Below are 26,375 nucleotides of genomic sequence, written 5' to 3'. Positions count from 1 at the left end.
ACGGGGGGGGGGGGGGGGGGGGGGGGGGGGGGGGGGGGGGGGGGTGGGGGGGGGGGGGTGGGGGGGGGGGGGGGGGGGGGGGGGCCGGGGGGGGGGGGGGGGGGGGGCCCCCCCCCCCCCCCCCACGACCGCGCAGGTTACTTCGCGTCCCGCGCCGCCGCGATCTGCCGGGACATGATCGTCGTCAGCTCGTACGCCGTGTGCGACGCGGCGACCGCCGTGATCTCGGCGTGGTCGTACGCCGGGGCGACCTCGACGACGTCGGCGGAGACCAGGTTGCAGGAGGAGAGACCGCGGAGGATCTCCAGGAGCTCGCGGGAGGTCATGCCGCCGGCCTCGGGGGTGCCGGTGCCGGGGGCGTGGGCCGGGTCGAGGCAGTCGATGTCGATGGAGATGTACAGCGGGCGGTCGCCGATGCGCTGGCGCAGCTGGTCGGCGACCTCGTCGGCGCCGCGGCGGTAGACGTCGGACGACGTCACGATGCCGAAGCCGAGCTTCTCGTCGTCGGTGAGGTCCTGCTTGCCGTACAGCGGGCCGCGGGTGCCGACGTGGGAGAGCGCGGAGGTGTCGAGGATGCCTTCCTCGACGGCGCGGCGGAACGGGGTGCCGTGGGTGTACTCGGCGCCGAAGTAGGTGTCCCAGGTGTCGAGGTGCGCGTCGAAGTGGAGCAGGGCGACGGGGCCGTGCTTCTTGGCGACGGAGCGGAGCAGCGGCAGGGCGATGGTGTGGTCGCCGCCGAGGGTCATCATGCGGGCGCCGGTGCCGAGGAGGTCGTCGGCGGCGGCCTCGATGGTCTCGACGGCCTCGTTGATGTTGAACGGGTTGGCGGCGATGTCACCGGCGTCCGCGACCTGGGCGAGGGCGAACGGGGAGGCGTCCTGCGCGGGGTTGTAGGGGCGGAGCAGGCGGGAGGCCTCGCGGATGGCGTTGCCGCCGAAGCGGGCGCCCGGGCGGTAGGAGACGCCGGTGTCGAAGGGGACGCCGACCACGGCGACGTCGGCGGTGCCGACCTCGTCGAGGCGCGGCAGCCGGGCGAACGTCGCGGGACCGGCGTACCGCGGGATGCGGGACGAGTCGATCGGGCCGCGGAAGGCGTTCTGGTCGCTGCTGCTCATGGTCGGGGCCTCCTGGAGGTGAACGGGTGATCGGTGTCGACGGTAGGTCGTCCGCGCCCCCCGCTGAAGTGTACGTTTCCTCCACTCCTGACGCCGATGATGTACGAAGGAACCATGAGCAGCATGCCCGCCCCGGAGTCGAGCTCCACTCCCCCGGCGCCTCCCGTGCCGCTCGCCGCGCTGCTCGCCCGCCCCGACCTGGGTCTGCGGCTGCTCGCCGGGCCCGAGGACGTGCCGCTGCACTGGGTCCACACCTCGGAGATGGCCGACCCGTACCCGTATCTGCTCGGCGGCGAGCTGCTGATGACGGCGGGCGTACAGCTCACCGATGCGGCGCACTACGTCGAGCGGGTCGTGGAGGCGGGGGCGGCGGCGTTGGCCTTCGGGGTGACCCCGGTGTGGGACACGGTGCCGCCGGAGCTCGTCGCGGCGTGCGAGCGGCACGGACTGCCGCTCGTGGAGGTCCCTCCCCGCACCCCGTTCACGGCGGTGGCGCGGGCGCTGTGGCGGCTGATGGCGGAGGCCCGGCTGCACGAGCTGCGCCGGGTGACGGAGGCCCAGCAGTCCCTGGCGGCGGCCGCGGCCCGGCCGGCCCCGGTCCCGGCGGTGCTCGGCGCGCTCGCCTCGCGGCTCGGGGGGCGGGCGGTGCTGTTCGGGGCGGACGGCACGGAGTCGGCGGCGGCCGGCCGGGAGGTCCCGGCGGAGGCGGCGCGGGCACTGCGGGAGCTGGCGGGGGTGCTCGGTCCGCGCCCGGGCGGACCGGCCTCGGCGAGCGGGGACCGCGGCGGGCTGCGGCTCGCGGCGTACGCGCTGGGCGGCGGGGAGGGCCTGACCCTGGGGGTGGCGGCGGAGCGGCGCGGCCCGGGCGACCACACGATCGCGGGCGTGGCGGTGGTCCTGCTCTCGCTGCTCACGGCCCCGCACCGGGCCGCGGACGTGTCGGTACGGGACGGGGCCCTGGTCCGGCTGCTGCTCGGCGCCGCCCCGGCGGAGGTCGCGGATGCGCTGGGCCGGGGCCCCTGGACGGTGGTCCACGCGCGCGGCGGCGACGGCACCCCGTTCGCGGCGGCGAGCCTGGCGGCGGCACTGGGGACCCCGCTGATGGCCACGGACGTGGACGCGGGCGCGACGCCGGCCACGGCCCCGGCAGGCTCCGGCGCGGGCTCGGACGCCCCCGGCCCCGGGCGCCCCGGCACCGTACGGCTCCTCCTCCCCTCCTCCACCCCCGTCGCCGCCCAGCAGGGGTGGACCCTCGGGGCGAGCGCCCCCGTGGCGGCCTCGGAGCTCGCGGCCGGGGAGGTCCAGGCGGCGCGGGCGCTGCGCAGGGCGGAGGCCTCGCGGGCGGCGCTCGTCCGGCACCGCGCCAACGGTTTCGCCGGGCTCGTGGACCGCGACGAGGCCGCCGCGTACGCGCGTACCGTCCTCGCGCCCCTCACCGAGCCGCTCGTCGAGACGCTCCGGGTCTGGCTCTCGCTGCACGGCGGCTGGGACCGGACGGCGGTGGCCCTGGAGATCCACCGGAACACGGTCCGTCAGCGGATCGCCCGCTGTGCGGTGCTCCTCGACCGGGACCTGGACGATCCGGACGTCCGGATGGAGCTGTGGTTCGCGCTCCGCGCCCGGTGACCCGGGCGGTCCCCCGTCACCAGAGCTTGTTCACCGCCGTCTTCGCCGTCGTACGGAACGCGGCCACGGGCGCGTCCTTCAGGTCGCCCATCTGGCCCCAGCGGACGAAGGTGACAGTGCGGCCGTCGCGTCCGACGGAGAAGAGGTGGATGTCGGTGATGCCGATCTGCGGGTCGGCGGTGTCCAGGCTGTAGACCCAGGCGCCCTCCTCCACGGCGATCTTGCCGTGGTAGGCGCTGACGGCGTGCAGGCCCGGGTTCTGCTTCTCCAGGAGGGCGCCGCAGCCGGCGAGGGCCGTGCGGAGGGTGTCGACCAGCTTCACCGCGTCGGCCTCGGTGCGGGCCACGGTGGTGATCTGGACGCCGTTGGTGTCGAGCTCGGTGGTGAACTCGCGGTAGCGGGTGTTCTGCGCCGGGATCTTGTACGGGGCGCAGAGGGCGCCGCCGTTCTCCGGGACGCCGCTGAAGATCTGGGTGGCGGTCCACGGCGTCGACGATGCGGGCATCTGGGCGGCGGAGAGGAAGGCGGGCTGGGCGGCGGCCTGCGCGGGGGCGGCGGCGAGGGCGGCGAGGCCCAGGGCGGCAGCGGCGGTGGCGAGCGCGGTACGGAGCTTGTTCATGATGGTGGATCCCCCGTCGGGTCGTTCGGTCAGTGCTCCACCAGCGTCGGACCCCCGCCCGCCCCGGACAACGGCGACGCGCCCTCCACCCGTCCCGGAACCATTCCACCCCCTCTGACGTGGGAGAACGCAAGAGGGGTGGAACGAGCGGGGGTGGGCCGATGGGTGAGGTCGAGGAGTTCGCGGCGCGGGTGCGCGCGCTGAAGGAACGGGACGGACGCAGTTACGAGGCACTGGGGCGGCGCCTGGGCGTCAGCGCCTCCACGCTGCACCGTTACGGCTCCGGAGCGGCCGTCCCGGAGTCCTTCGCCGTCGTCGGGCGCCTGGCCGGGCTGTGCGAGGCCGGCGCGGACGAGGTGCGGGAGCTGGAGGAGCACTGGCGGCGCGCGGACCGCGTCCGCAGGCCCCCGGCCCAGGACGCCGGCCCGGCCGACCGGGCGACCCCGGACACCGCACCAGCCGCACCGCCGGCCCACGACGACGCACCGGCGGCCCAGGACGTCACACCGGCCGGACCCGAGCCCGTCGTGGTCGCCGCCGCGCGGCGCCGCCGCAAGCCCTGGCTCGTGGGCGGCGCCGTCCTCGCCGTCGTGGCCCTCGCGCTCGGGGGCGTCCTGCTGCCCGGGCGCGGCGGGGAGCCGCGGCACCGCGCGGCGCCGGAGGCGAAGCCGGTGACGGCGCCCCCGCTCACGTACACCGTCGCCTCCCTCTGGGAGAACGGCTGCGGGCACACCTATCTCGCCGACCGGCCCCCGGCGCGGGTCCCCGCTCCCCCGGTGCCCGCCGACGCCGCCCGATGGGCCGGTGCGCTGGGCGCGGTGGACGGCGGGCAGACGCTCGTGCGGGTCTCGGTGCAGGGGAAGGGGGCCTCCGCCGTCGTCCTCCAGGGGCTGCACGTGCGCGTGGCGGGACGGGCGGAGCCGCTGCCCTGGAGTGGCTACCGCATGGACGACGGGTGCGGCGGGGCCGTCACCCCCCGCCTCTTCGCCGTGGACCTCGACGCGCCGCGCCCGCTCGCGCGGCCGGTCGACGGGTACGACGCCTCGGGAGAGGAGGGGCGGACCATCCCGGCCGTGTCGTTCCCCTACGCCGTCACCGCGGCCGAGCCCGAGGAGCTGCTGATCTCCGCCCGCACGGCCGGCTGCGACTGCCGCTGGTACCTGGAGCTGGAGTGGAGCTCGGAGGGACGGAGCGGTGTGGTGAGGATCGCGGACCGCGGCGGGGAGGCCTTCCGTACGAGCGGGCGGACGAAAGGGAGCCCGGTCCACGCCTACGACCCGTCGAAGGGGCGCTGGATCACAGGCGCGGAGTCTGGACAGGGTGGGTGACCGCTGGGTAACTTCGAACGGAACACCCTGAGCAAGCGCTTAGACAACCGGCAGCGACAAGGAGGCGGCTCGTGCGCCGTACCGTATTCAACGAGGACCACGAGGCGTTCCGGGAGACCATCCGCGCCTTCATCGAGGCCGAGGTCGTCCCCGTCTACGACGAGTGGTTCGCCGCGGGCCAGGCGCCGCGCGAGTTCTACGACAAGCTCGGCGAGCTCGGCATCTTCGGCATCAACGTCCCCGAGGAGTTCGGCGGCGCGGGCCTGGACACCCACAAGTTCGAGGCCGTCCTGTACGAGGAGACCTCGCGCGCCGGCGTCCAGTTCGGCGGCTCCGGCGTCCACGTGCTGCTCGCCCTGCCGTACATCAAGATGCTCTCCACCGACGAGCAGAAGAAGCGCTACCTGCCGAAGTTCGTCACCGGCGAGGAGATGTGGGCGCTCGCCATGACCGAGCCGGGCACCGGCTCCGACGTCGCGGGCATGAAGACCACCGCCAAGCTCTCCGAGGACGGCACCCACTACGTCCTCAACGGCGCCAAGACCTTCATCACCGGCGGCGTCCACGCCGACCGCGTGATCGTCTGCGCCCGCACCTCCGCCCCGTCGGCCGAGGACCGCCGCTTCGGCATCTCCCTCTTCGCCGTCGACACCAAGTCCGAGGGCTACTCCATCGGCCGCAAGCTGGACAAGCTCGGCCTGCGCACCTCCGACACGGCCGAGCTGGCCTTCGTCGACGTCAAGGTCCCGGTCGAGGACCTGCTCGGCGAGGAGGGCAAGGGCTTCTCCTACCTCGGCCACAACCTGGCCTCCGAGCGCTGGGGCATCGCCTTCGGCGCCTACGCCCAGGCCAAGGCCGCCATCCGCTTCGCCCAGCAGTACGTCACCGACCGCACGGTCTTCGGCAAGCCGGTCGCCTCCTTCCAGAACACCAAGTTCGAGCTGGCCGCCTGCCAGGCCGAGGTCGACGCCGCCGAGGCCGTCGCCGACCGCGCCCTGGAGGCCCTGGACGCGGGCGAGCTCTCCCCGGCCGAGGCCGCGAGCGCCAAGCTCTTCTGCACCGAGGTCGCCCACCGCGTCATCGACCGCTGCCTCCAGCTGCACGGCGGCTACGGCTACATGAACGAGTACCCGATCGCCCGCCTGTACGCCGACAACCGCGTCAACCGCATCTACGGCGGCACCAGCGAGATCATGAAGTCGATCATCGCGAAGTCGATGGGCCTGTAAGTGCCGCAACCGCACACGGCACTGGATGACCTGCTCGATCTGCTCGACCTGGAGCGGATCGAGCGGGACATCTTCCGGGGACAGTCCAGGTCCGCGCTCGTCCCCCGCGTCTTCGGCGGCCAGGTGGCCGCCCAGGCGCTGGTGGCCGCGGGCCGGACCGTCCCCGAGGACCGCCTGGCGCACTCGCTCCACGCGTACTTCCTGCGCCCCGGCGACCCGGGCGCGCCGATCGTCTACACGGTCGACCGCATCCGCGACGGCCGCTCCTTCACCACCCGCCGGGTCGTCGCCGTCCAGCACGGGCAGCCGATCTTCCACCTCTCCGCGTCCTTCCAGGCGTACGAGGAGGGGCTCGACCACCAGGTGGAGATGCCGCCGGCTCCGGACCCGGAGTCGCTGGAGACCCCGGAGGAGATGCTCCCCCGCCACCTCCCCCGCGAGGTCGCGGACCGGCTGATCGAGGCGCGGGCGGCGGTCGACCTGCGGTACGCCGAGACGCCCCCGTGGGGGACGGTCGGGCAGCCGCGCGAGCCGCGCTCCCAGGTCTGGTTCCGTACCAACGGCAAGCTGGCCGACGACCCCCTGCTGCACGTCGTCCTGGCCACGTACGTCTCCGACATGACGCTGCTCGACTCGGTGCTCCTCGCCCACGGGCGGGGCGGCTGGGCCGTCGGGGACGTGGTCGGGGCGTCCCTGGACCACGCCATGTGGTTCCACCGCCCCTTCCGGGCCGACGAGTGGCTCCTGTACGACCAGGAGTCCCCGACCGCGTCCGGCGGGCGCGGCCTCGGCCAGGCCCGGATCTACACGCAGGACGGGCGGCTCGCGATCTCCGTCATTCAGGAGGGTGTCGTTCGCGTCCCGCGCGGATAATCGGACATAACGTCCGACGCATGGAGCAGCAGAACAGCGAAAGCACCTTCACGGTGGTCGTGGCGGCGGTGGCGAACCTCGGGATCGCCGCCGCCAAAGCCGTCGCGGGTGTCATCAGCGGCTCCAGCGCGATGCTCTCGGAGGCCGCCCACTCGGTCGCCGACACGGTCACCGAGGTCATGCTGCTCACCGCGCTCAAGCGGAGCGAGAAGCCGGCCGACGAGGACCATCCCGTCGGCTACGCGGGCGAGCGCTACGTCTGGGCGATGCTGGCCGCGGTCGCCACCTTCGTCGGCGGCGCGGTCTTCTCCGTCTACGACGGCATCCACACCCTCACCCACGGCGAGGAACTCGGCGACCCGACGATCTCCTACATCGTCCTCGGCGTCGCCTTCGTCCTGGAGGGCTTCTCGCTGCGGACCGGGATCAAGCAGGTCAGGGCCGAGGCCGAGCGGATGAGGGCCCCCTTCGCCCGGTACCTGCGGTACACCGCGGACACCACGGTCAAGGCGGTCGTCATGGAGGACTCCGCCGCCCTCGCCGGCCTCATGCTGGCGGCGGGCGGCCTGCTCGGCGTCCAGATCACCGGCTCGGACGTCTGGGACGGCGTCGCCTCGATCCTCATCGGCGTCCTGCTCGTGTACGTGGCCTGGGTGCTCGGCCGCTCCAACGCCGAACTCCTCATCGGCCGCCCGGCTCCGCAGCGCATGCGCGAGGGCATCCGCGAGGAACTGCTCTCGGTCCCGCACATCATCGACGTGCTCGACCTGATCACCCTGATCCAGGGGCCCGGCGAGGTCCTGGTCGCGGCGAAGATCGACTTCCGGGACGTGTCGTCGGCGGAGCAGGTGGAGTGGGCGTGCGAGGACGCGGAGTCCCAGCTCCGGGAGCGCTACCCGGCGATCCGCCGCGTCTACCTGGACCCGACGCCGGGCGTGGAACAGCGCCGGGGCCGGCCGTCGGAGCCGTCCTGAATCAGGCCGGGCCCGTCCTGCATCAGGCCAGGCCCGCCGCGTTCAGGGTGTACGCCGTCAGGGGTTCGTAGAAGCGGGGGTCCAGGACGTGGTCGTCCAGGGGGATCGTGACCTGCATCGTGCCTTCCGCCTCGCCGATGAAGAGCGCGGGGTCGTTGCAGTCCGCGTAGCCGACGGAGTCGATGCCCCGCTGGCCCGCGCGGCCGGCCCAGCCGTGGTCGGCGATCACCAGGTCCGGCCGCCCGTCCTCGCCGAGCGCGTCGAGGATCGCGTTCATCGGCTCCGGGGAGTGGGTGTGCCACAGGCTCGCCCCCCGCTCGAAGACGGCGACGTCGGCGAACTGCACGACGTACCCCTCGTCGGCGACGAGCCCTCCGGGGATCCGGACGATGTCGCAGCCCTGGGCGCGCAGCGCGGCCGCGACCCGGCTGTGGACGTCGATGAGCGAGCCGGGGTGCCCGGTCGCGAAGAGGACCCGCTCGCGGCCCGCGGCGGCCTTGCGGAGCCGGGCGGCCATCCGGTCGAGGCCGTCGACGGTGAGCTCGGGGTCGATGGTGTCCTGGCCGGCCCGGTGCGCGGGGTCGTCGACGACGCCGCACCGCTCGGCCATGACGGCGAGCACGTCCTGCTCGTCGGTCCAGCGGTCGCCGAGTTCGAGGCCGAGCCAGTAGTGCCGGTCGCCGTTGGCGAGCTTGCGGTAGTGGGAGAGGTTGTTGTCGCGCGGGGTGGCGACGTCTCCCGCGATCCGGGTGCGGACGAGGTGCTCGACGAGGGCGGGGCGGCTGAGTATCGGCATGGGGTTCATTCTGGCGGAGCCCAGGAGGCGTTGGGCAACCCGTTCCGCCCCCTGGACCCCGGGGCGCAGCCGGTTCCGCCCCTGGACCCCCGAGGCGCAGCCGTTCGGTCCCCTGGACCCCCAGCGCCGCGACCCGCCCTGCCCGCCGCTACCCGCCCAGCGCCCCGAACGCCCCGTGCGCCAGCTTCCGCAGCAGGTCCTCCATGGGACCGCGGCCGAGCGCGGCCAGGTGCGGGGTCGAGTTGAGGAGGCCGAAGACGGCGTGGACGGCCGTGCGGGACTCGGACTCCCCCGCGTCGGGGTACAGCTCGCGGACGACCGCGACCCACAGCTCGACGTACTGCCGCTGGAGCTGCCGGACCCGCTTGCGGTCCTCGTCCTTGAGCCGGTCGAGCTCGCGGTCGTGGAGGGTGATGAGCGGCCGGTCGTCGAGGGCGAAGTCGATGTGCCCGTCGATGAGGGAGCCGAGGAGGGCGCGCGGGTCCCCGTCGGCCTCGGCCACGCGCAGGCGCCCGCCGGACAGCAGCCGCTCGCTGATGCCCACCAGGAGCTCGGCGAGCATCGCGTCCTTCCCGGGGAAGTGGCGGTAGAGGCCGGGGCCGCTGATGCCGACCGCCGCCCCTATCTCGTCCACGCCCACCCCGTGGAAGCCGCGCTCGGCGAAGAGGCGGGCGGCCTCCTTGAGGATCTGCTCGCGGCGGGTCGGCGCGTCCATCCGTGTGGGGCTGGTGGTCATGGATTCGATTCTAGACAACCCGGTTAGCGGTCGTTAACCTGGGCGACATACGTTAACGCTCATTAACCGAGCAAGGGAGCTCGAGGGATGCAGCAGGCACCTGTGCTGACGAGCGCGGCGGATCCCGCGTCCGCGGCCTGGCAGGCCAACGAGGCGGCCCATCACGAGCTGGCGGCGACCCTGCGCGCCAAGCTCGCGGCGGCCGCCCTGGGCGGCGGTGAGAAGTCCAGGGCCCGGCACACCGCGCGCGGCAAGCTGCTGCCGCGGGACCGGGTGGACACGCTCCTCGACCCGGGCTCGCCGTTCCTGGAGCTGGCCCCGCTCGCAGCGAACGGCATGTACGGCGACCAGGCCCCGGCGGCCGGCGTCATCGCGGGCATCGGCCGGGTCTCCGGCCGCGAGTGCGTGATCGTCGCGAACGACGCGACCGTCAAGGGCGGCACGTACTACCCGATGACGGTGAAGAAGCACCTGCGCGCCCAGGAGGTGGCGCTGGAGAACCGTCTCCCCTGCCTCTACCTGGTCGACTCGGGCGGCGCCTTCCTGCCGATGCAGGACGAGGTCTTCCCGGACCGGGAGCACTTCGGCCGAATCTTCTACAACCAGGCCCGGATGTCCGGCGCGGGCATTCCGCAGATCGCGGCCGTCATGGGCTCGTGCACGGCGGGCGGCGCGTACGTCCCGGCGATGAGCGACGAGGCCGTGATCGTACGGAACCAGGGCACGATCTTCCTGGGCGGTCCTCCCCTGGTGAAGGCGGCGACCGGCGAGGTCGTCACGGCCGAGGAGCTCGGCGGCGGCGAGGTCCACTCCCGGATCTCCGGCGTCACCGACCACCTCGCCGAGGACGACGCGCACGCGCTGCGCATCGTGCGGAACATCGTGGCCACGCTCCCCGAGCGCGGCGCGCTGCCCTGGTCGGTCGAGCCGGCCGAGGAGCCGAAGGTCGACCCGTACGGGCTGTACGGCGCGGTGCCGGTGGACTCCCGCACCCCGTACGACGTGCGCGAGGTGATCGCCCGGATCGTGGACGGCTCCCGCTTCCAGGAGTTCAAGTCCGAGTACGGGCAGACGCTGGTCACCGGCTTCGCCCGGATCCACGGCCACCCGGTCGGCATCGTCGCCAACAACGGCATCCTGTTCGCCGAGTCCGCCCAGAAGGGCGCGCACTTCATCGAGCTGTGCGACCAGCGCGGGATCCCGCTGGTGTTCCTGCAGAACATCACCGGCTTCATGGTCGGCAAGGCGTACGAGCACGGCGGCATCGCCAAGCACGGCGCCAAGATGGTGACGGCCGTGGCCACCACCCGGGTGCCGAAGCTGACGGTCGTCGTCGGCGGTTCGTACGGCGCGGGCAACTACTCGATGTGCGGCCGGGCGTACTCCCCCCGCTTCCTGTGGATGTGGCCCAACGCCAAGATCTCGGTCATGGGCGGCGAGCAGGCCGCGTCCGTCCTCGCGACCGTCAAGCGCGACCAGCTCGGCGACGGGTGGAGCGCCGAGGAGGAAGAGGCCTTCAAGGCCCCGATCCGCGAGCAGTACGAGACGCAGGGCAGCGCCTACTACGCGAGTGCCCGGCTGTGGGACGACGGCGTCATCGACCCGCTGGAGACCCGGCAGGTCCTCGGCCTCGCCCTGACCGCCTGTGCCAACGCGCCCCTGGGTGACCCCCAGTTCGGCGTCTTCCGGATGTGAGGGGCCCCCAGGAGATGCAGAGCATGTTCGACACCGTCCTCGTGGCCAACCGGGGCGAGATCGCCGTCCGCGTCATCCGCACCCTGCGGGAGATGGGCGTCCGCTCGGTGGCCGTCTACAGCGACGCGGACGCCGACGCCCGGCACGTACGGGAGGCGGACACGGCGGTACGGATCGGTCCGCCGCCGGCCGCCGAGTCGTACCTGTCCGTCCCGGCGCTCCTCGACGCGGCCCGCCGCACCGGCGCCCAGGCCGTCCACCCGGGGTACGGATTCCTGGCCGAGAACGCGGGCTTCGCGCGCGCGTGCGCCGAGGCGGGGCTCGTCTTCATCGGGCCCTCCGCCGAGGCGATCGCCCTCATGGGCGACAAGATCCGTGCCAAGGAGACCGTGCAGGCCGCGGGTGTGCCGGTCGTGCCCGGCGCGGCCGACCCCGAGATCGCCGCCGCGGCCCGTGAACTGGGCGCACCCGTCCTGCTGAAGCCCAGCGCGGGCGGCGGCGGCAAGGGCATGCGCCTGGTGCGGGACCTGGCGGTCCTGGACGAGGAGATCGCGGCGGCCCGACGGGAGGCGCGGGCGTCCTTCGGCGACGACACGCTGCTCGTGGAGCGGTGGATCGACCGTCCCCGGCACATCGAGATCCAGGTCCTGGCGGACGCCCACGGGAACGTGGTGCACCTGGGCGAGCGCGAGTGCTCGCTCCAGCGCCGCCACCAGAAGATCATCGAGGAGGCGCCGAGCGTCCTCCTCGACGAGACCACCCGCGCGGCGATGGGCGCGGCGGCCGTGGAGGCCGCCCGGTCCTGCGGCTATGTCGGCGCGGGAACGGTCGAGTTCATCGTCCCGGGCGGTGACCCGTCCGCGTACTACTTCATGGAGATGAACACCCGTCTCCAGGTCGAGCACCCCGTGACCGAGCTGATCACCGGGCTCGACCTGGTGGAGTGGCAGCTGCGGGTCGCCGCCGGTGAGCCGCTCGGCTTCGGCCAGGAAGACGTCCGGCTCGACGGCTGGGCGGTCGAGGCGCGCATCTGCGCCGAGGACCCGTCGCGCGGCTTCCTGCCCTCGGGCGGCACGGTCCTCGCGCTGAGCGAACCGCAGGGGAACGGCGTACGGACGGACTCCGGCCTGCTCGAAGGCAGCGAGGTCTCCTCCCTCTACGACCCGATGCTGTCGAAGGTGATCGTCCACGCGGCCGACCGGCCGACGGCCCTGCGGAAGCTGCGCGCGGCGCTGGCCGACCTGGTCACCCTGGGCGTCCCCACCAACGCGGGCTTCCTCCGGAGGTTGCTGGCCCACCCGGACGTCGTGTCCGGGGCCATGGACACGGGCCTGGTGGAACGGGACGCGGAGAGCCTGATCCCGACGGGCGTCCCGGCCGAGGTGTACGCGGCGGCGGCGGCCGTGCGGCGCGCGGAGCTGGCCCCGGTGCCCCGGGACGGCTGGACGGACCCCTTCTCGGTGCCGAGCGGCTGGCGCCTCGGCGGCACCGCGAAGACGCTCGGCTTCCCGTTCCGGGTACCGGGACTCGAACCCGTGACGGGGGAGGCACCCACCGGGTCCCGGGTCACGGACACCGACGTCACCGTGACCGTGGACGGCATCACCCACACCTTCCACCGCTCGGGCGACTGGCTGGGCCGTGACGGCGACTCCTGGCACGTCATGGACCACGACCCCGTCGAGGCCGCGCTGAGCGGCGCCCGGCACGGTGGTGCCGACACGCTCGCCGCTCCGATGCCCGGCACCGTCACCGTCGTGAAGGTGGCCGTCGGGGACGAGGTGGAGGCCGGGCAGAGTCTGCTCGTGGTCGAGGCGATGAAGATGGAGCACGTCATCTCCGCCCCGCACGCCGGCACCGTCACCGAGCTCGACGTCACGCCCGGCACCACCGTCGCCATGGACCAGATCCTGGCCGTGGTGACCCCGCACGAGGAGGCCGCGGAATGAGTCTGCCGATGACCGTCCCGGACCCCGCGCTCCCCGCCCGCGTCCGGATCCACGAGGTCGGTGCCCGGGACGGGCTGCAGAACGAGAAGACGGCCGTCCCGACCGAGGTGAAGGCCGAGTTCGTGCGGCGGCTCGCCGCCGCCGGGCTGACGACGATCGAGGCGACGAGCTTCGTGCACCCGAAGTGGGTGCCGCAGCTCGCCGACGCCGAGGAGCTGTTCCCGCGCGTGCGGGACCTCCCCGTGCGGCTCCCCGTCCTCGTGCCGAACGAGCGCGGTCTCGACCGGGCCCTCGCCCTCGGCGCCCGTGAGGTCGCGGTGTTCGCCTCGGCGACCGAGTCCTTCGCGAAGGCCAATCTGAACCGGACCGTCGACGAGGCGCTGGCGATGTTCGCGCCGACCGTCACCCGGGCCATAGAGGCCGGTCTGAAGGTCCGCGGCTACCTCTCGATGTGCTTCGGCGACCCCTGGGAGGGTGCCGTCCCCGTCGAGCAGGTCGTCCGGGTCACGAAGGCCCTCGCCGACATGGGCTGCGACGAGCTGAGCCTCGGCGACACGATCGGGGTCGCCACCCCCGGTCACGTCCAGGCCCTGCTGACGGGACTGAACGAGGCCGGTGTCCCCACCTCCCGTATCGCCGTGCACTTCCACGACACCTACGGGCAGGCCCTGTCCAACACCCTCGCGGCCCTGCGCCACGGGGTGACCACGGTCGACGCCTCCGCCGGCGGCCTCGGCGGCTGCCCGTACGCGAAGAGCGCGACCGGCAATCTCGCCACCGAGGACCTCGTGTGGATGCTCGACGGTCTCGGCATCGAGACCGGGGTCGATCTGGCCGCCCTCACCGCCACGAGCGTGTGGATGGCCGAACAGCTGGGCCGGCCCAGCCCTTCCCGTACCGTCCGCGCCCTCTCCCACAAGGAGTGACGAAAGACATGTCCCTCGACCACCGGCTCACCGAAGAGCACGAGGAACTCCGCCGTACCGTCGAGGAGTTCGCCCACGACGTCGTGGCGCCGAAGATCGGCGACTACTACGAGCGGCACGAGTTCCCGTACGAGATCGTCCGCGAGATGGGCCGCATGGGCCTGTTCGGGCTGCCGTTCCCCGAGGAGTACGGCGGCATGGGCGGCGACTACCTGGCGCTCGGGATCGCCCTGGAGGAGCTGGCCCGGGTCGACTCCTCCGTGGCCATCACCCTGGAGGCCGGTGTCTCGCTCGGCGCCATGCCGGTCTACCGCTTCGGCACGGAGGAGCAGAAGCGGGAGTGGCTGCCGAAGCTGTGCTCCGGCGAGATGCTCGGCGCGTTCGGTCTGACCGAGCCGGGGGCGGGCAGCGACGCCGGCGGCACCCGGACGACGGCCGTCCGCGACGGCGACCACTGGGTCATCAACGGTTCGAAGTGCTTCATCACCAACTCCGGTACGGACATCACGGGTCTGGTGACGGTCACGGCGGTCACCGGCCGCAAGGACGACGGCCGTCCGCTGATCTCCTCGATCATCGTGCCCTCCGGCACCCCGGGCTTCACGGTCGCCGCCCCGTACTCCAAGGTCGGCTGGAACGCCTCGGACACCCGTGAGCTCTCCTTCGACGACGTCCGCGTCCCGGTGGAGAACCTCCTCGGCGAGGAGGGCCGCGGTTACGCGCAGTTCCTGCGGATCCTGGACGAGGGCCGGGTCGCGATCGCGGCGCTCGCGACGGGCCTCGCGCAGGGCTGTGTGGACGAGTCGGTGAAGTACGCGAAGGAACGTCACGCCTTCGGCTCGCCGATCAGCACGTACCAGGCCGTCCAGTTCAAGATCGCCGACATGGAGATGAAGGCGCACATGGCCCGCATCGGCTGGCGGGACGCTGCTTCCCGTCTGGTCCTCGGCGAGTCGTTCAAGAAGGAGGCGGCGATCGCGAAGCTGTACTCCTCCACGGTGGCCGTGGACAACGCCCGCGAGGCGACCCAGATCCACGGCGGCTACGGCTTCATGAACGAGTACCCGGTGGCCCGCATGTGGCGCGACTCGAAGATCCTGGAGATCGGCGAGGGCACCAGCGAGGTCCAGCGGATGCTGATCGCCCGCGAGCTCGGCCTGCCCGCCTGACGGGACGAGTAGAGCCCGCCCGACGGGACAGGCGAAGAAGAGAAGGGGCGCGCGGCCCGAGCCGCGCGCCCCTTCTTTGTGTCCTGCTAGCCGGCCGTCACTCCGGCGCCCTGGCCCGGAGTGGCGTTCCACTCGCGGATCCGGGCGGCCAGGTCGACGAGCCGCGTGTCGAGCGGGCCGACGGCGATGTAGAAGAGGGACTCGTCCACCGGCTTGTCGTCACCGCCCCACCGGACCACGCCGCCGCAGTCCGCGAGGATGGCGCGGACGGTGTCGAGCTGGAGCGGGAACAGCGAGCCCTGCGTGGCCCCGATCCCCGGGCGGATCCGCACGGCGGTGCCGGAGGCGAGGTTCGACTCCGGGTGGCGGCGGCGCACCTCCTTGGCGGGACGCCAGCCGACGAGGTCTCCGGTGTGGAGCTCCTCCACCTCGTAGTGGAAGCGGCGCACCACGTGGAGCAGGACGGTCTCGACGTCGCCGATCCAGACCGGCACGGTCAGTCCGGCGCCGGACACCGAGCGCGTCCACACCTGGGAGTCGCGGTCGACGTTCGTCTGGATCGTCCAGCCGTTCGCGGACGTCGCCGGGCGCTTGGGCTTCCGGGTCCCCGCGACGGCGGCCGCGGCGGCGCCGGTGCCCGGCGCGGCCGTGGCGGTGGCGGACAGGACCGGGCCGAGGGCGGCGGCCGCGCCCACGACGGCGGCGGTCCGGACGACCGCACGCCGCGTCATCTTCTGCTGCATGTGCTTCGTTCTCCTCTCAAGTCTTCTCAGAACAGCCCGATCGCGAAGAAAGGCGCCAGGGAAGCCACCGCGCACACCGTCCAGAACACGGCCCTCGACACCGGCGTCCGGCGCCTCAGACGCACGTTCACCAGGCCCCAGACGAGGCCGTAGAGCCCGACGACCGGGACGACGATGACCAGCCACAGCCACATGCCGTCGTTCTCGTTCGGGTCCCGCTCCGTCCACCCGAGGGCGGCGAGCGGCCCGTTGGCCAGGACGTACCAGACCAGGAAGACCGGAACGATTCCCGGCACGCCGAGCAGCAGGTTCACCCCGGCCGGCACGAGCAGCTTCCTCATGTGCACATTCTTCGCGATCGGTGGGGGCCGCTAGACGCGGCAGAGCGCGTTGTAGTTCTCCAGGACCTGGTACAGGCCGATGAGCTGCTGCCCGTACTGCTGGGCGTCGCTGTTGGTGCCGTTGTACCGGGCGAGCAGCGCCTGCGTGTCGGCGAGGCTGGTGGTCAGCGACGGCGAGGGGATGCTCAGCTGGTAGGAGTTGTACATCGTGAGGTACGCGACGGAGCGGAGGTTGTACTCGACGTCCTGGTAGAGCTGGTCCCAGACCGCCTTCTTGTCGGCGGTGGTCAGCGGGGTCGCGTTGAGGTAGCCCTGCTGGATGCAGTAGTTCCGGGCCTCGATGGTCACCCAGGCGAAGATCTGGCCCCAGCCCGTGCTGCAGTCCTCCTTCAGGCCGGCCTGCACGGCCTCGTCGGCGAGCGGGTCGAGCGGGTTCAGCTTGCGCAGCTCCCACAGGACGGGGGCCTGGATGAGCGCCTTGCGGATCTTGAGCGTCCTGGCGAGGTTGGTGAACAGCCAGTCGTAGCTGAGGACCGCGTCGAAGGCCTCGGTGGTGCTGTTGATCCCGTAGGTGACCCAGTCGTCGTCGACCCAGCCCTCGCCGCCCGTCTCCGGGACGCCGATGGAGGTGAGGTAGGACTGGACGTCCGCGAGCATGGACGCCCGGTACTTGGTCTTGTCGAAGTCCTTGTCCAGGCCGGAGACGATGCCCGCCGGCGGGTAGAAGTCGTTCTGACCCTCGTCCCGGCCGGAGGCCATGTCGTTGTCGATGTTGATGGCGCCGGTGCCGGAGCCGACCGTGATCGTGGAGATCTGGTCGAAGGCCCACTTCGTCGGCAGCGGGTAGCCGAGGTTTCCGGAGAAGCCGGCCGACATGTCGGAGACGAAGGCGGTCTCGGCGTACCCGGCGTCGGTGACGCGCTGGCAGATGTTGCGCGGTCCGTAGACGCCGACCCGATAGCCCGAGTTCTCGCTGACGGTACGGGAGATGCCGCGGAAGTGCGGGAGGATGAAGTCGGTGACCTCGCCGTCCATGGCGTCGTAGTCGACGGCGAAGTAGATGATCGAGCCCGGCTTGAAGCCGTGCGCCTGGGCCCATTCGACGGCGTTGGACGCGTCGACGCAGCCCTGGCCGTACTTGAAGTAGCTCGCCGAGTCGGAGAACGTCTGGTAGATCGGGAAGCAGCGGAGCCCGTACGCCTTGATGGTCTCGAGCTCGCCCGGCTGGATCTGCTTCTCCGGCAGGCTGGTCTTCGAGGGGTTGTAGAGGTACCGGCCGACGTACGTGTAGCCCGCGTTGACGAGGGTCTGGGCGCGCTCCGGCGTGATCTTGGTGACGCAGTCGCAGGCGCTGCCCTTGCGGGTCTGGTCGCCGTAGGAGACGAGCAGCGAGGACCAGGTGGAGTAGTCGCCGACGCCGGTGACCGGCAGCATGGAGAAGGCCTGGAAGGACTCGACCTCGCTCTGGACCCCGCCGGTGAACTCGCCGAAGAGGACGTTGCGCTTGTTCAGGACCATCGCGGCCGTGAACAGGTACGCCCAGGTGCTGCTGTTGCCCAGGCCGACGGTGTGGGACTTCAGGCCGGACTGGGTGCCGGGGCCGAAGTTGCCGTTGGCGACGCCGTCCGCCATGCCCAGCTCGTACTGGATCGCGAACAGCATGGACTTCGCGACGTCGCGGGAGTGGTGGCCGTCGCAGGGGATGATGTAGAAGTCCCGGCGGTTCACGTAACGCGCGTTCAGCCACCGCTGGACGGTGCGGATCTGCTCGTTGGCACCGGCGGTGCTGACGTACGCGTCCATGTTGAGCAGGCCCTTGACGACCTTCGGCTCCAGGGAGGTGCCGGCGTAGGCGCCGTCCACGCCCATGTGGAGCTTGAGCTGTGCCACGGCGCTCTGGACCCGGCTGTTGTAGATGCCGTCGATCTCGCCGCCGTCGTAGCCCTTGCAGTACAGGGCGGACTGGATGATGCGGCAGAAGTTCGCCGACGGCATCGTGGAGGCGTTGAGGCTCGGGTACTTCGACTGCAGCGTGGACAGCGTGGTGGGCCCGAAGGCGTTCGACAGGCTGGTGAGGCCCATCTCGTACTGGAGGGCCCGGGTGAGGGCGTACATGACCGTCCAGCCGGTCTTGCCGTCCTCCTCCAGCTTGGATATGCCCAGCATCGCCCCGTTGTTATAGGTCGAGTTGATGAAGCGCTGGGCCCTCTCGACCATAGCGTCGGCCATGGATCTCCTTCGTTCTGTGGCAACGCACGCGGAGAGGCGTCACGCCGTCGCCGAAACGAGGAGCCCCCTCTCCAAATTCAGCCAGACCCTAGCGCAGAATCGCCCCCTATTGATCAAGATGAGGTTAGGCTAACCTTTGTTCTCATGACGAACGCCGAGACCGCCCCCTTCCAGTTCTTCTCCCTCCAGGTCGACCGGACCCGGCGACTCGGCCCCTCCCTGGTCCGGATCACCTTCACCGGGGACGACCTGAAGAACTTCGCCGCCGGGGGCCGCGACCAGTCGCTCTCGCTCTTCCTGCCGCATCCTGGCCAGAAAGCGCCGGTGCTGCCACCCCTGGACAACCCGGACATGTACGCGATCCTGGGCGCCTGGCGCGCGATGCCCGACGACGAGCGGGCCGTGATGCGCTCGTACACCGTCCGCGCGCAGCGCACGGCCCCCGCGCACGAGATCGACATCGACTTCGCCCTCCACGAGGACGGCGGGCCGGCCTGCCGCTGGGCCGGCCGCGCCGAGCCCGGCGACCGGGTGGTGGTCCTGGGCCCGGCGATCGCCGAGAACACGGGCGTCCGCTTCCAACTCCCCGAGGGCGCCGACTCCGTACTGATCTGGGCCGACGAGACGGCCCTCCCCGCCGCCTCCGCGATCCTGGAGTGGCTGCCGGCCGAGACCCGCGCCCGGGTGTTCCTGGAGGTGCCTTTCTCCGGCGACCGGACGGAGCTCGCGACCGAGGCGGACGCCACGGTCACCTGGCTCGTACGGGAGGAGGGGGCGCCGTCCGCCGTGGACGCGGTGTCCGGCGTCGAGCTGCCCGGCGAGGCCCCGTACGTCTGGATCGCGGGCGAGTCGGGCTCCGTGAAGGCGCTGCGCCGGCACTTCGTACGGGAGCGGGGGCTCGACCGTCGCCGGGTCACGTTCGTCGGCTACTGGCGCAAGGGCCTGTCCGAGGACGCCCTGCGCGAGGTCCCGGACGAGACGGCTCAGGACGCGGCGTAGCCACCAGAACCCCCCACAGGGCCGACGGCCCCCCAACCTCAACGGGTCGGGGGCCGTTGTGCGTCTTGGTTAGGTTAGGCTAACCTAACCAAGACCGACCGAGTCCGCTCCCGGAAGGGCCCCCACATGCGCTCCCACCTGCTCAACGACACGACGGCGGAGTCATACCGACGCTCCGTCACCGAAGGAGTCGAGCGGGTGGCGAGGAAACTCGCCACGGCACGCGGTCCGTTCACCGGCATCACCCCCGCCGAGCTCGCCCCCGTCGTCGACGCCGTCGACCTCGACCGGCCGCTCGGCGACGCCTCCGCCGCCCTCGACGAGCTGGAGAGCGTCTACCTCCGCGACGCCGTCTACTTCCACCACCCCCGCTACCTCGGGCACCTCAACTGCCCGGTGGTCATCCCCGCCGTCCTCGGCGAGGCCGTCCTCTCCGCCGTCAACTCCTCCCTCGACACCTGGGACCAGAGCGCCGGCGGCACCCTCATCGAGCGGAAACTGATCGACTGGACCACCGGCCGCATCGGCCTCGGCCCGCTCGCCGACGGCGTGTTCACCAGCGGCGGCACCCAGTCCAACCTCCAGGCCCTGCTCCTCGCCCGCGAGGAGGCCGGCTGCACCGACCTGTCGAAGCTGCGGATCTTCTCCTCCGAGTGCAGCCACTTCAGCGTCCAGAAGTCCGCCCAGCTGCTCGGCCTCGGCCGCGACGCCGTCGTCGCCGTCCCGGTCGACCCGAACAAGCGGATGCAGTCCGTCATCCTCGCCGCCGAGCTGGAGGCCTGCCGCGCCGAGGGCCTCGTCCCGATGGCGATCGTCGCCACCGCCGGCACCACCGACTTCGGCTCCATCGACCCGCTGCCCGAGATCGCCGCCCTCGCCGCCGAGTACGGCGCCTGGATGCACGTCGACGCCGCCTACGGCTGCGGACTGCTCGCCTCCCGGACCCGCCGCCACCTCCTGGACGGCATCGAGCAGGCCGACTCCGTCACCGTCGACTACCACAAGTCCTTCTTCCAGCCGGTGAGTTCCTCCGCCGTCCTGGTCCGCGACGGCGCCACGCTGCGCCACGCGACCTACCACGCGGACTACCTCAACCCTCGTCAGACACTCGCCGTGGGGGCACCTCCCACGTCCGAAGGACTGTGGGGGAAGATCCCCAACCAGGTCGACAAATCCCTCCAGACCACCCGCCGCTTCGACGCGCTCAAGCTGTGGATGACGCTGCGCGTGATGGGCGCCGACGGCGTCGGCGAGCTCTTCGACGAGGTCTGCGACCTGGCCCGCGAGGGATACGCACTGCTCGCCGTCGACCCGCGCTACGACGTCGTGGTCGAGCCGCAGCTCTCCACCCTCGTCTACCGCTACGTCCCCGAGGCCGCCGCCTCCCCCGCCGACGTCGACCGGGCCAACCTGCACGCCCGCAAGGCCCTGTTCGCCTCCGGCGAGGCCGTCGTCGCCGGCACCAAGGTCGACGGCCGCCAGTACCTCAAGTTCACCTTGCTCAACCCCGAGACCACCGCGGCCGACATCGCCGCCGTCCTCGATCTGATAGCCGGCCACGCCGAGCAGTACCTGGGAGAGAACCTTGTCCACGCCTGAGCCGTACGACTTCATCGGGATCGGGCTCGGTCCGTTCAACCTCGGACTCGCCTGCCTGACCGAGCCCATCGCCGAGCTGAACGGCGTCTTCCTGGAGTCCAAGCCGGACTTCGAGTGGCACTCGGGGATGTTCCTCGAAGGCGCCCACCTCCAGACCCCGTTCATGTCGGACCTGGTCACCCTCGCGGACCCGACCTCGCCGTACTCCTTCCTCAACTACCTGAAGGAGAAGGGCCGGCTCTACTCGTTCTACATCCGCGAGAACTTCTACCCGCTGCGGACCGAGTACAACGACTACTGCCGCTGGGCCGCCGGGAAACTCACCTCGATCCGCTTCTCCACGACCGTCGCGTCGGTCGCGTACGACGAGTCCGCCGAGCTGTACGTGATCACCACGGAAGCCGGAGAAACGTTCCACTCGCACCGGATCGTCCTCGGCACCGGCACCCCGCCGTACGTCCCCGAGACCTGCCGCGACCTCGGCGGCGACCTGATCCACAACTCGCGCTACCTCCCGCACAAGGAGGAGCTGCAGAAGAAGAAGTCGATCACCCTGGTCGGCAGCGGTCAGAGCGCGGCGGAGATCTACTACGACCTCCTGAGCGAGATCGACACCCACGGCTACCGGCTGAACTGGGTGACCCGCTCCCCCCGCTTCTTCCCCCTCGAATACACCAAGCTCACCCTGGAGATGACCTCCCCGGAGTACGTGGACTACTTCCACGCGCTGCCCGAGCAGACCCGGTACCGCCTGGAGACGGAGCAGAAGGGCCTGTTCAAGGGCATCGACGGCGAGCTGATCGACGCCATCTTCGACCTGCTCTACCAGAAGAACCTCAACGGCCCGGTCCCCACCCGCCTCCTGACCAACTCGTCCCTGAACACGGCCGCGTACGACTCCGCCACGGGCACGTACACCCTCGGCTTCCGCCAGGAGGAGCAGGAGAAGGACTTCACGGTCGAGACCGAGGGCCTGATCCTCGCCACCGGCTACAAGTACACCGTCCCCGCCTTCCTGAAGCCGGTCGAGGACCGCCTCCGGTACGACAGCCGGGGCCGCTTCGACGTGGCCCGCAACTACGCGATCGACACCACCGGCCGCGGGATCTTCCTGCAGAACGCCGGCGTGCACACCCACTCGATCACGTCGCCGGACCTGGGCATGGGCCCGTACCGCAACGCGTACATCATCGGGGAGATGCTGGGTTCCGAGTACTACCCGGTAGAGAAGACGATCGCGTTCCAGGAGTTCGCCGCATGACCGCCCAGACCATCGAGATCCGCCCGCTCGACCCCACAGAGGACGCCGAGCTGATCCACCCCTGGGTCACCCACCCCAAGGCCGCCTTCTGGATGATGCAGGACGCGAAGCTCCAGGACGTCGAGCGCGAGTACATGGCGATCGCCGCGCACCCGCACCACGACGCGTACATCGGCCTGGTCGACGGCGAGCCGGCCTTCCTCATGGAGCGGTACGACCCGTCGGAGCTGGAACTGGTCGGGCTCTACGAGCCGGTTCCCGGCGACGTCGGCATGCACTTCCTCGTCGCGCCCACCGACACCCCCGTGCACGGCTTCACCCGGACCGTGATCACCGCCGTGATGGCGGAGCTGTTCGCCGACCCGGCGACCGCCCGCGTGGTCGTCGAGCCCGACGTCCGCAACAAGGCCGTGCACGCGCTCAACGAGGCCGTCGGCTTCGTGCCCGAGCGCGAGATCCAGAAGCCCGAGAAGAGGGCCCTGCTGAGCTTCTGCACCCGCGCCCAGTTCGAGACCGCCGTCGGAGCCGCGATATGAACGTCCGGAGCCAGGACATGAACCCCGTCGCACACCTCACCCCCGAGCGCTGGGCCGCCGCCAACCGCGCCCTGATCCGCAAGGGCCTCGCCGAGTTCGCCCACGAGCGGCTCCTCAACCCCAAGGAGCTGGGCGAGAGCCGCTACCAGGTCCTCAGCGACGACGGCACGACCGAGTACCGCTTCACCGCCGACCGCTTCGCGCTCGACCACTGGCAGGTCTACCCGGACTCGATCAGCCGCCACCGCGGCGACGAGCAGCTCCCGCTCGACGCGCTCCGGTTCATCACCGAGCTGCGCGGCTCCCTCGGCCTGAGCGACGAGATCCTGCCGGTCTACCTGGAGGAGATCTCCTCCACCCTTGCCGGTACGGCCTACAAGGCGACGAAGCCGCCCGTGACCTCCGCCGAGCTGGCCGGCGCCGGCTTCCAGGCGATCGAGACCGGGATGACCGAGGGCCACCCCTGCTTCGTCGCCAACAACGGCCGGCTGGGCTTCGGCGTCGACGAGTACCGCGCGTACGCCCCGGAGGCGGCGAGCGAGATCCGTCTGATCTGGCTCGCGGCCCACCGCGACCGCGCCACCTTCACGGCCGGCGCGGACATCGCGTACGAGACGTTCATCCGCGCCGAGCTGGGCGACGCGGCGGTGGACGGCTTCGCCGCGACCCTGGCCGCCCGGGGCCTGGACCTGTCGGACTACCTCCTCATGCCGGCCCACCCCTGGCAGTGGTGGAACAAGCTGTCCGTCACCTTCGCCGCCGAGGTCGCGCAGCAGCGCCTGGTGTACCTGGGCGAGGGCGACGACGCGTACCTGGCGCAGCAGTCGATCCGTACGTTCTTCAACTCCTCCGACCCGACGAAGCACTACGTGAAGACGGCCCTCTCCGTCCTCAACATGGGCTTCATGCGGGGTCTTTCGGCCGCGTACATGGAGGCAACGCCGGCGATCAACGACTGGCTGCACGGCCTGATCGGGGCGGATCCGGTCCTCCGGTCGGCGCGGTTCTCGATCATCCGGGAGCGGGCGGCCGTCGGCTACCGGCACCTGGAGTACGAGGCCGCCACGGACCGCTACTCCCCCTACCGCAAGATGCTGGCGGCGCTCTGGCGCGAGTCCCCGGTGCCGACCCTCGCCGAGGGGGAGCGCCTGGCGACGATGGCGTCGCTGCTGCACGTGGACCACACGGGGGCGTCGTTCGCGGGTGCGCTGATCAAGGAGTCGGGCCTGGAGCCGACGGTGTGGCTCCGCCGCTACCTGGACGCGTACCTGCTGCCGATCCTGCACTGCTTCTACGCGTACGACCTGGTCTACATGCCGCACGGCGAGAACGTGATCCTCGTCCTGGACGAGCGGGGCGCGGTGGCCCGGGCGGTCTTCAAGGACATCGCGGAGGAGATCTGCGTGATGGACCCGTCGGCGGTCCTCCCGCCGGCGGTGGAGCGCATCCGCGCCGAGGTCCCGGAGGACATGAAGCTCCTCTCGGTCTTCACGGACGTCTTCGACTGCTTCTTCCGCTTCCTGGGCGCGACCCTGGCGGCGGAGGGCGTCCTGGACGAGGACGACTTCTGGCGCACGGTCGCGGAATGCGTGAAGGGCTACCAGGCCGGGACCCCGGAGCTGGCGGACCGTTTCGCCCAGTACGACATGTTCGCGGAGACCTTCGCCCTGTCGGCCCTGAACCGCCTCCAGCTCCGCAACAACAAGCAGATGGTCGACCTGGCGGACCCGTCGGCGGCCCTCCAACTGGTCGGCGACCTGGTGAACCCGATCGCCCGCTTCGCCTGACCTTTCCGGAACCGACACGGGCCCCGGCGGAGTACGGTCCTCCGCCGGGGCCCGTCGTCATGCCCTACTCCGCCGGCCAGGGCACCTGCGGTGAGCGGTAGTACGGGATGCCGAGGGCGTCGAAGCGGGGGGCCTGTTCGGCGAGGCGTTCCTTGTAGGTGTCCCAGTCGTGGGTGGAGGCCGGGGACCAGCCCAGTTCCGCCACGCCCGGGAGGCGCGGGAAGGCCATCACGTCGAGGTCTCCGGTGGAGGCGAGGGTCTCGGTCCACAGGGGGGCCTCGACGCCGCGGACGGCGCTCTCCGGGGCGCCCGCCAGGTAGGTCGCCGGGTTCCAGTCGTACGACCTGCGGACCTCGACGTAGCCCGCCCAGGCCAGGCCGAGGGGGGTGTCCTTGGTGTACTTCATGTCGAGGTACGTGCGGTCCGCGGGGGAGAGGATCAGGCCCGTGCCGTTCCGCGCGGCCGCTGCGACCCGCTCCTTCTCCGCGGCGGGGGTGCGGTCGAGGCCCCAGTACTGGACGAGGGCGCCCTCCGCGGGGGTGGCGCCGGTCAGCTGGTGCCAGCCGACGACGGTCTTGCCGTACTTGGCGACGATCGGCTGGACCTTGTCCATGAAGGCCACGTAGTCCTCGTGACTGGTGGAGTGGGCCTCGTCGCCGCCGATGTGGAGGTAGCGGCCGGGGGTGAGCGCGGCGATCTCGCGGATCACGTCGTCCACGAAGTCGTACGTGACGGGCTTCGGCACACACAGGGAGCTGAAGCCGACCTTGGTGCCCGTGTAGAGCGGCGGGGCGACGCCGTCGCAGGTCAGGTCGGCGTAGGAGGCGAGCGCGGCGTTGGTGTGGCCCGGCATGTCGATCTCGGGGATCACCTCCTGGTAGCGGGAGGCGGCGTACTCCACGATCTCCTGGTACTGGGCCTTGGTGTAGAAGCCGCCGGGGCCGCCGCCGACCTCGGTGGAGCCGCCGTAGGTGGTGAGCCGGGGCCAGGAGTCGACGGCGATGCGCCAGCCCTGGTCGTCGGAGAGGTGCAGGTGGAGGGTGTTCACCTTGTAGAGGGCGAGCTGGTCGATGTACCGCTTCACCTCGTCGACGGTGAAGAAGTGACGGGCGACGTCGAGCATGGCGCCCCGGTAGGAGTAGCGCGGGGTGTCGGTGACGGTGCCGCCGGCGATCTTCCAGGGGCCGGGCTGGACGCTCTTGTGTTCGACGGCGGAGGGCAGCTGCTGGCGGAGGGTCTGGACGCCGCGGAAGAGGCCGGCGGGTTCGCGGGCGGTGAGGGTGAGGCCCTCGGGTGCGGAGCGGAGCCGGTAGCCCTCCTCGCCGAGGGCGGTCTCTTCGGGGTCGAGGCGGAGCCGGATGCCGCGTCCCGCGGCGCGGTCGTCGACGACGGGCAGCGGGAAGCCGGTGGCGGGGCGGAGGAGTCCGGCGAGGTAGCGGCCGATGGCCCGGGACTCGCCGGAGGTCTCGTCGATGCCGATGCGGGTGGCGGTGGTGAGGGTGTAGGGCTCGCCCTCGGGGGTGACGGAGGCGGGTACGGGCACGATCCGGCCGAGCGGGCGTACCTCGGGCTCGGTGGCGGCCCGGCCGGGCGCCTTGCCGTCGACGCTGTCGCTGTCGGCGGCGGCCTCGCCGCAGCCGACTCCGGCGGTGGCGAACAGGAGCAGGGATCCGATCAGGCGCGGAATCGTCAGGCGCTGTCTCACAGGCGGGCTCCCCTTCGGGTGAGATCTACACGTCCGTCGTTCTGTATATCCCTTCGGCCACCATGCGTACCGCGACCCCTACTCCGGGTCAAGGTCTGGACCAAGAGGGTGGCTCTTCGCATGGACCCTGGCAAGCTTGC

22 protein-coding genes are annotated in these 26,375 nt (G+C 71.6%); 14 read left to right on the top strand and 8 right to left on the bottom strand.

The window, feature by feature from the left end; genetic code table 11:
- Positions 1-137: 137 nt before the first annotated feature.
- Positions 138-1,115, bottom strand: a complete 978-nt coding sequence (gene speB / locus AC07AW_RS07760; protein ID WP_041129339.1) for an agmatinase — start codon at positions 1,113-1,115, stop codon at positions 138-140.
- Between the two features lie 114 nt (positions 1,116-1,229).
- On the opposite strand from speB, the gene AC07AW_RS07755 reads away from it, so the two are divergent.
- On the top strand, positions 1,230-2,741 hold the full coding sequence (locus AC07AW_RS07755; protein ID WP_478814576.1) for a PucR family transcriptional regulator ligand-binding domain-containing protein: 1,512 nt from the start codon (positions 1,230-1,232) through the stop codon (positions 2,739-2,741).
- A 16-nt stretch (positions 2,742-2,757) separates the two neighbouring features.
- On the opposite strand, the gene AC07AW_RS07750 is transcribed toward AC07AW_RS07755, so the two are convergent.
- Positions 2,758-3,360 carry a hypothetical protein gene (locus tag AC07AW_RS07750; protein WP_478814575.1) on the bottom strand — a complete coding sequence of 201 codons (603 nt, stop codon included), beginning with the start codon at positions 3,358-3,360 and terminating at the stop codon, positions 2,758-2,760.
- Between the two features lie 161 nt (positions 3,361-3,521).
- On the opposite strand from AC07AW_RS07750, the gene AC07AW_RS07745 reads away from it, so the two are divergent.
- The 4 genes from AC07AW_RS07745 (at position 3,522) to AC07AW_RS07730 (ending at position 7,764) form a co-directional block, all read left to right on the top strand.
- Complete coding sequence (locus tag AC07AW_RS07745) at positions 3,522-4,688, top strand: helix-turn-helix domain-containing protein (RefSeq protein ID WP_478814574.1); 1,167 nt, start codon at positions 3,522-3,524, stop codon at positions 4,686-4,688.
- Between the two features lie 71 nt (positions 4,689-4,759).
- The gene (locus tag AC07AW_RS07740) at positions 4,760-5,917 is read left to right on the top strand and encodes an acyl-CoA dehydrogenase family protein (protein WP_478814573.1); all 1,158 of its coding nucleotides are present in this window, start codon (positions 4,760-4,762) and stop codon (positions 5,915-5,917) included.
- Complete coding sequence (locus AC07AW_RS07735; protein ID WP_478814572.1) at positions 5,918-6,790, top strand: acyl-CoA thioesterase; 873 nt, start codon at positions 5,918-5,920, stop codon at positions 6,788-6,790. It abuts the gene before it with no gap.
- Positions 6,791-6,810: 20 nt separating this feature from the next.
- Positions 6,811-7,764 carry a cation diffusion facilitator family transporter gene (locus tag AC07AW_RS07730; RefSeq protein ID WP_478814571.1) on the top strand — a complete coding sequence of 318 codons (954 nt, stop codon included), beginning with the start codon at positions 6,811-6,813 and terminating at the stop codon, positions 7,762-7,764.
- Positions 7,765-7,786: 22 nt separating this feature from the next.
- Here the strand turns inward: AC07AW_RS07730 and AC07AW_RS07725 are convergent, their stop codons facing one another.
- Together AC07AW_RS07725 and AC07AW_RS07720 are read right to left on the bottom strand one after the other, a co-directional pair.
- The gene (locus AC07AW_RS07725) at positions 7,787-8,560 is read right to left on the bottom strand and encodes a phosphatase (protein ID WP_478814570.1); all 774 of its coding nucleotides are present in this window, start codon (positions 8,558-8,560) and stop codon (positions 7,787-7,789) included.
- A gap of 148 nt (positions 8,561-8,708) precedes the next feature.
- Positions 8,709-9,296, bottom strand: coding sequence for an SACE_7040 family transcriptional regulator (locus AC07AW_RS07720; protein WP_478814569.1), 588 nt, complete (start codon positions 9,294-9,296; stop codon positions 8,709-8,711).
- An 87-nt stretch (positions 9,297-9,383) separates the two neighbouring features.
- Here AC07AW_RS07720 and AC07AW_RS07715 point away from each other — a divergent pair, with 87 nt between their 5' ends.
- Genes AC07AW_RS07715 through AC07AW_RS07700 form a run of 4 tightly spaced genes read left to right on the top strand, consistent with a single transcriptional unit; the run spans position 9,384 to position 15,035 of the window.
- Positions 9,384-10,991: a carboxyl transferase domain-containing protein gene (locus AC07AW_RS07715; RefSeq protein ID WP_478814568.1), complete on the top strand. Its 1,608-nt coding sequence runs from the start codon at positions 9,384-9,386 to the stop codon at positions 10,989-10,991.
- 23 nt (positions 10,992-11,014) lie between these two features.
- Complete coding sequence (locus AC07AW_RS07710) at positions 11,015-12,940, top strand: acetyl/propionyl/methylcrotonyl-CoA carboxylase subunit alpha (protein WP_478814567.1); 1,926 nt, start codon at positions 11,015-11,017, stop codon at positions 12,938-12,940.
- Positions 12,937-13,866 carry a hydroxymethylglutaryl-CoA lyase gene (locus tag AC07AW_RS07705; protein ID WP_478814566.1) on the top strand — a complete coding sequence of 310 codons (930 nt, stop codon included), beginning with the start codon at positions 12,937-12,939 and terminating at the stop codon, positions 13,864-13,866. Before AC07AW_RS07710 ends, AC07AW_RS07705 begins: the two co-directional genes overlap by 4 nt.
- 8 nt (positions 13,867-13,874) lie before the next feature.
- Positions 13,875-15,035 (top strand): acyl-CoA dehydrogenase family protein, encoded by a 1,161-nt coding sequence (locus tag AC07AW_RS07700; RefSeq protein ID WP_478814565.1) that lies wholly within the window; start codon positions 13,875-13,877, stop codon positions 15,033-15,035.
- Positions 15,036-15,121: 86 nt separating this feature from the next.
- Here the strand turns inward: AC07AW_RS07700 and AC07AW_RS07695 are convergent, their stop codons facing one another.
- The 3 genes from AC07AW_RS07695 to AC07AW_RS07685 are packed head-to-tail and all read right to left on the bottom strand — an operon-like array spanning position 15,122 to position 18,348.
- Positions 15,122-15,778: a hypothetical protein gene (locus AC07AW_RS07695; RefSeq protein WP_478814564.1), complete on the bottom strand. Its 657-nt coding sequence runs from the start codon at positions 15,776-15,778 to the stop codon at positions 15,122-15,124.
- A 26-nt stretch (positions 15,779-15,804) separates the two neighbouring features.
- On the bottom strand, positions 15,805-16,119 hold the full coding sequence (locus AC07AW_RS07690) for a hypothetical protein (RefSeq protein ID WP_478814563.1): 315 nt from the start codon (positions 16,117-16,119) through the stop codon (positions 15,805-15,807).
- A gap of 30 nt (positions 16,120-16,149) precedes the next feature.
- The gene (locus tag AC07AW_RS07685) at positions 16,150-18,348 is read right to left on the bottom strand and encodes a glycoside hydrolase domain-containing protein (RefSeq protein ID WP_478814562.1); all 2,199 of its coding nucleotides are present in this window, start codon (positions 18,346-18,348) and stop codon (positions 16,150-16,152) included.
- A gap of 144 nt (positions 18,349-18,492) precedes the next feature.
- Here AC07AW_RS07685 and AC07AW_RS07680 point away from each other — a divergent pair, with 144 nt between their 5' ends.
- The 5 genes from AC07AW_RS07680 (at position 18,493) to AC07AW_RS07660 (ending at position 24,530) form a co-directional block, all read left to right on the top strand.
- Positions 18,493-19,347: a siderophore-interacting protein gene (locus AC07AW_RS07680; RefSeq protein ID WP_478814561.1), complete on the top strand. Its 855-nt coding sequence runs from the start codon at positions 18,493-18,495 to the stop codon at positions 19,345-19,347.
- Between the two features lie 126 nt (positions 19,348-19,473).
- The gene (locus AC07AW_RS07675; RefSeq protein ID WP_478814560.1) at positions 19,474-20,946 is read left to right on the top strand and encodes a pyridoxal phosphate-dependent decarboxylase family protein; all 1,473 of its coding nucleotides are present in this window, start codon (positions 19,474-19,476) and stop codon (positions 20,944-20,946) included.
- Positions 20,933-22,207: a lysine N(6)-hydroxylase/L-ornithine N(5)-oxygenase family protein gene (locus AC07AW_RS07670; protein ID WP_478814559.1), complete on the top strand. Its 1,275-nt coding sequence runs from the start codon at positions 20,933-20,935 to the stop codon at positions 22,205-22,207. Before AC07AW_RS07675 ends, AC07AW_RS07670 begins: the two co-directional genes overlap by 14 nt.
- Positions 22,204-22,743, top strand: a complete 540-nt coding sequence (locus AC07AW_RS07665) for a GNAT family N-acetyltransferase (protein ID WP_478814558.1) — start codon at positions 22,204-22,206, stop codon at positions 22,741-22,743. Before AC07AW_RS07670 ends, AC07AW_RS07665 begins: the two co-directional genes overlap by 4 nt.
- 17 nt (positions 22,744-22,760) lie before the next feature.
- A complete protein-coding gene (locus AC07AW_RS07660; protein ID WP_478814557.1) occupies positions 22,761-24,530 on the top strand; it encodes an IucA/IucC family protein in 1,770 nt (589 codons plus the stop codon).
- A gap of 64 nt (positions 24,531-24,594) precedes the next feature.
- On the opposite strand, the gene AC07AW_RS07655 is transcribed toward AC07AW_RS07660, so the two are convergent.
- Positions 24,595-26,235 carry a beta-N-acetylhexosaminidase gene (locus tag AC07AW_RS07655; RefSeq protein WP_478814556.1) on the bottom strand — a complete coding sequence of 547 codons (1,641 nt, stop codon included), beginning with the start codon at positions 26,233-26,235 and terminating at the stop codon, positions 24,595-24,597.
- Positions 26,236-26,375 lie beyond the last annotated feature (140 nt).

It is taken from the genome of Streptomyces sp. NPDC044003, assembly GCF_056435185.1.
Note: the sequence above shows the minus strand (reverse complement) of the source record. Positions and strands in the feature narration are given on the sequence as shown.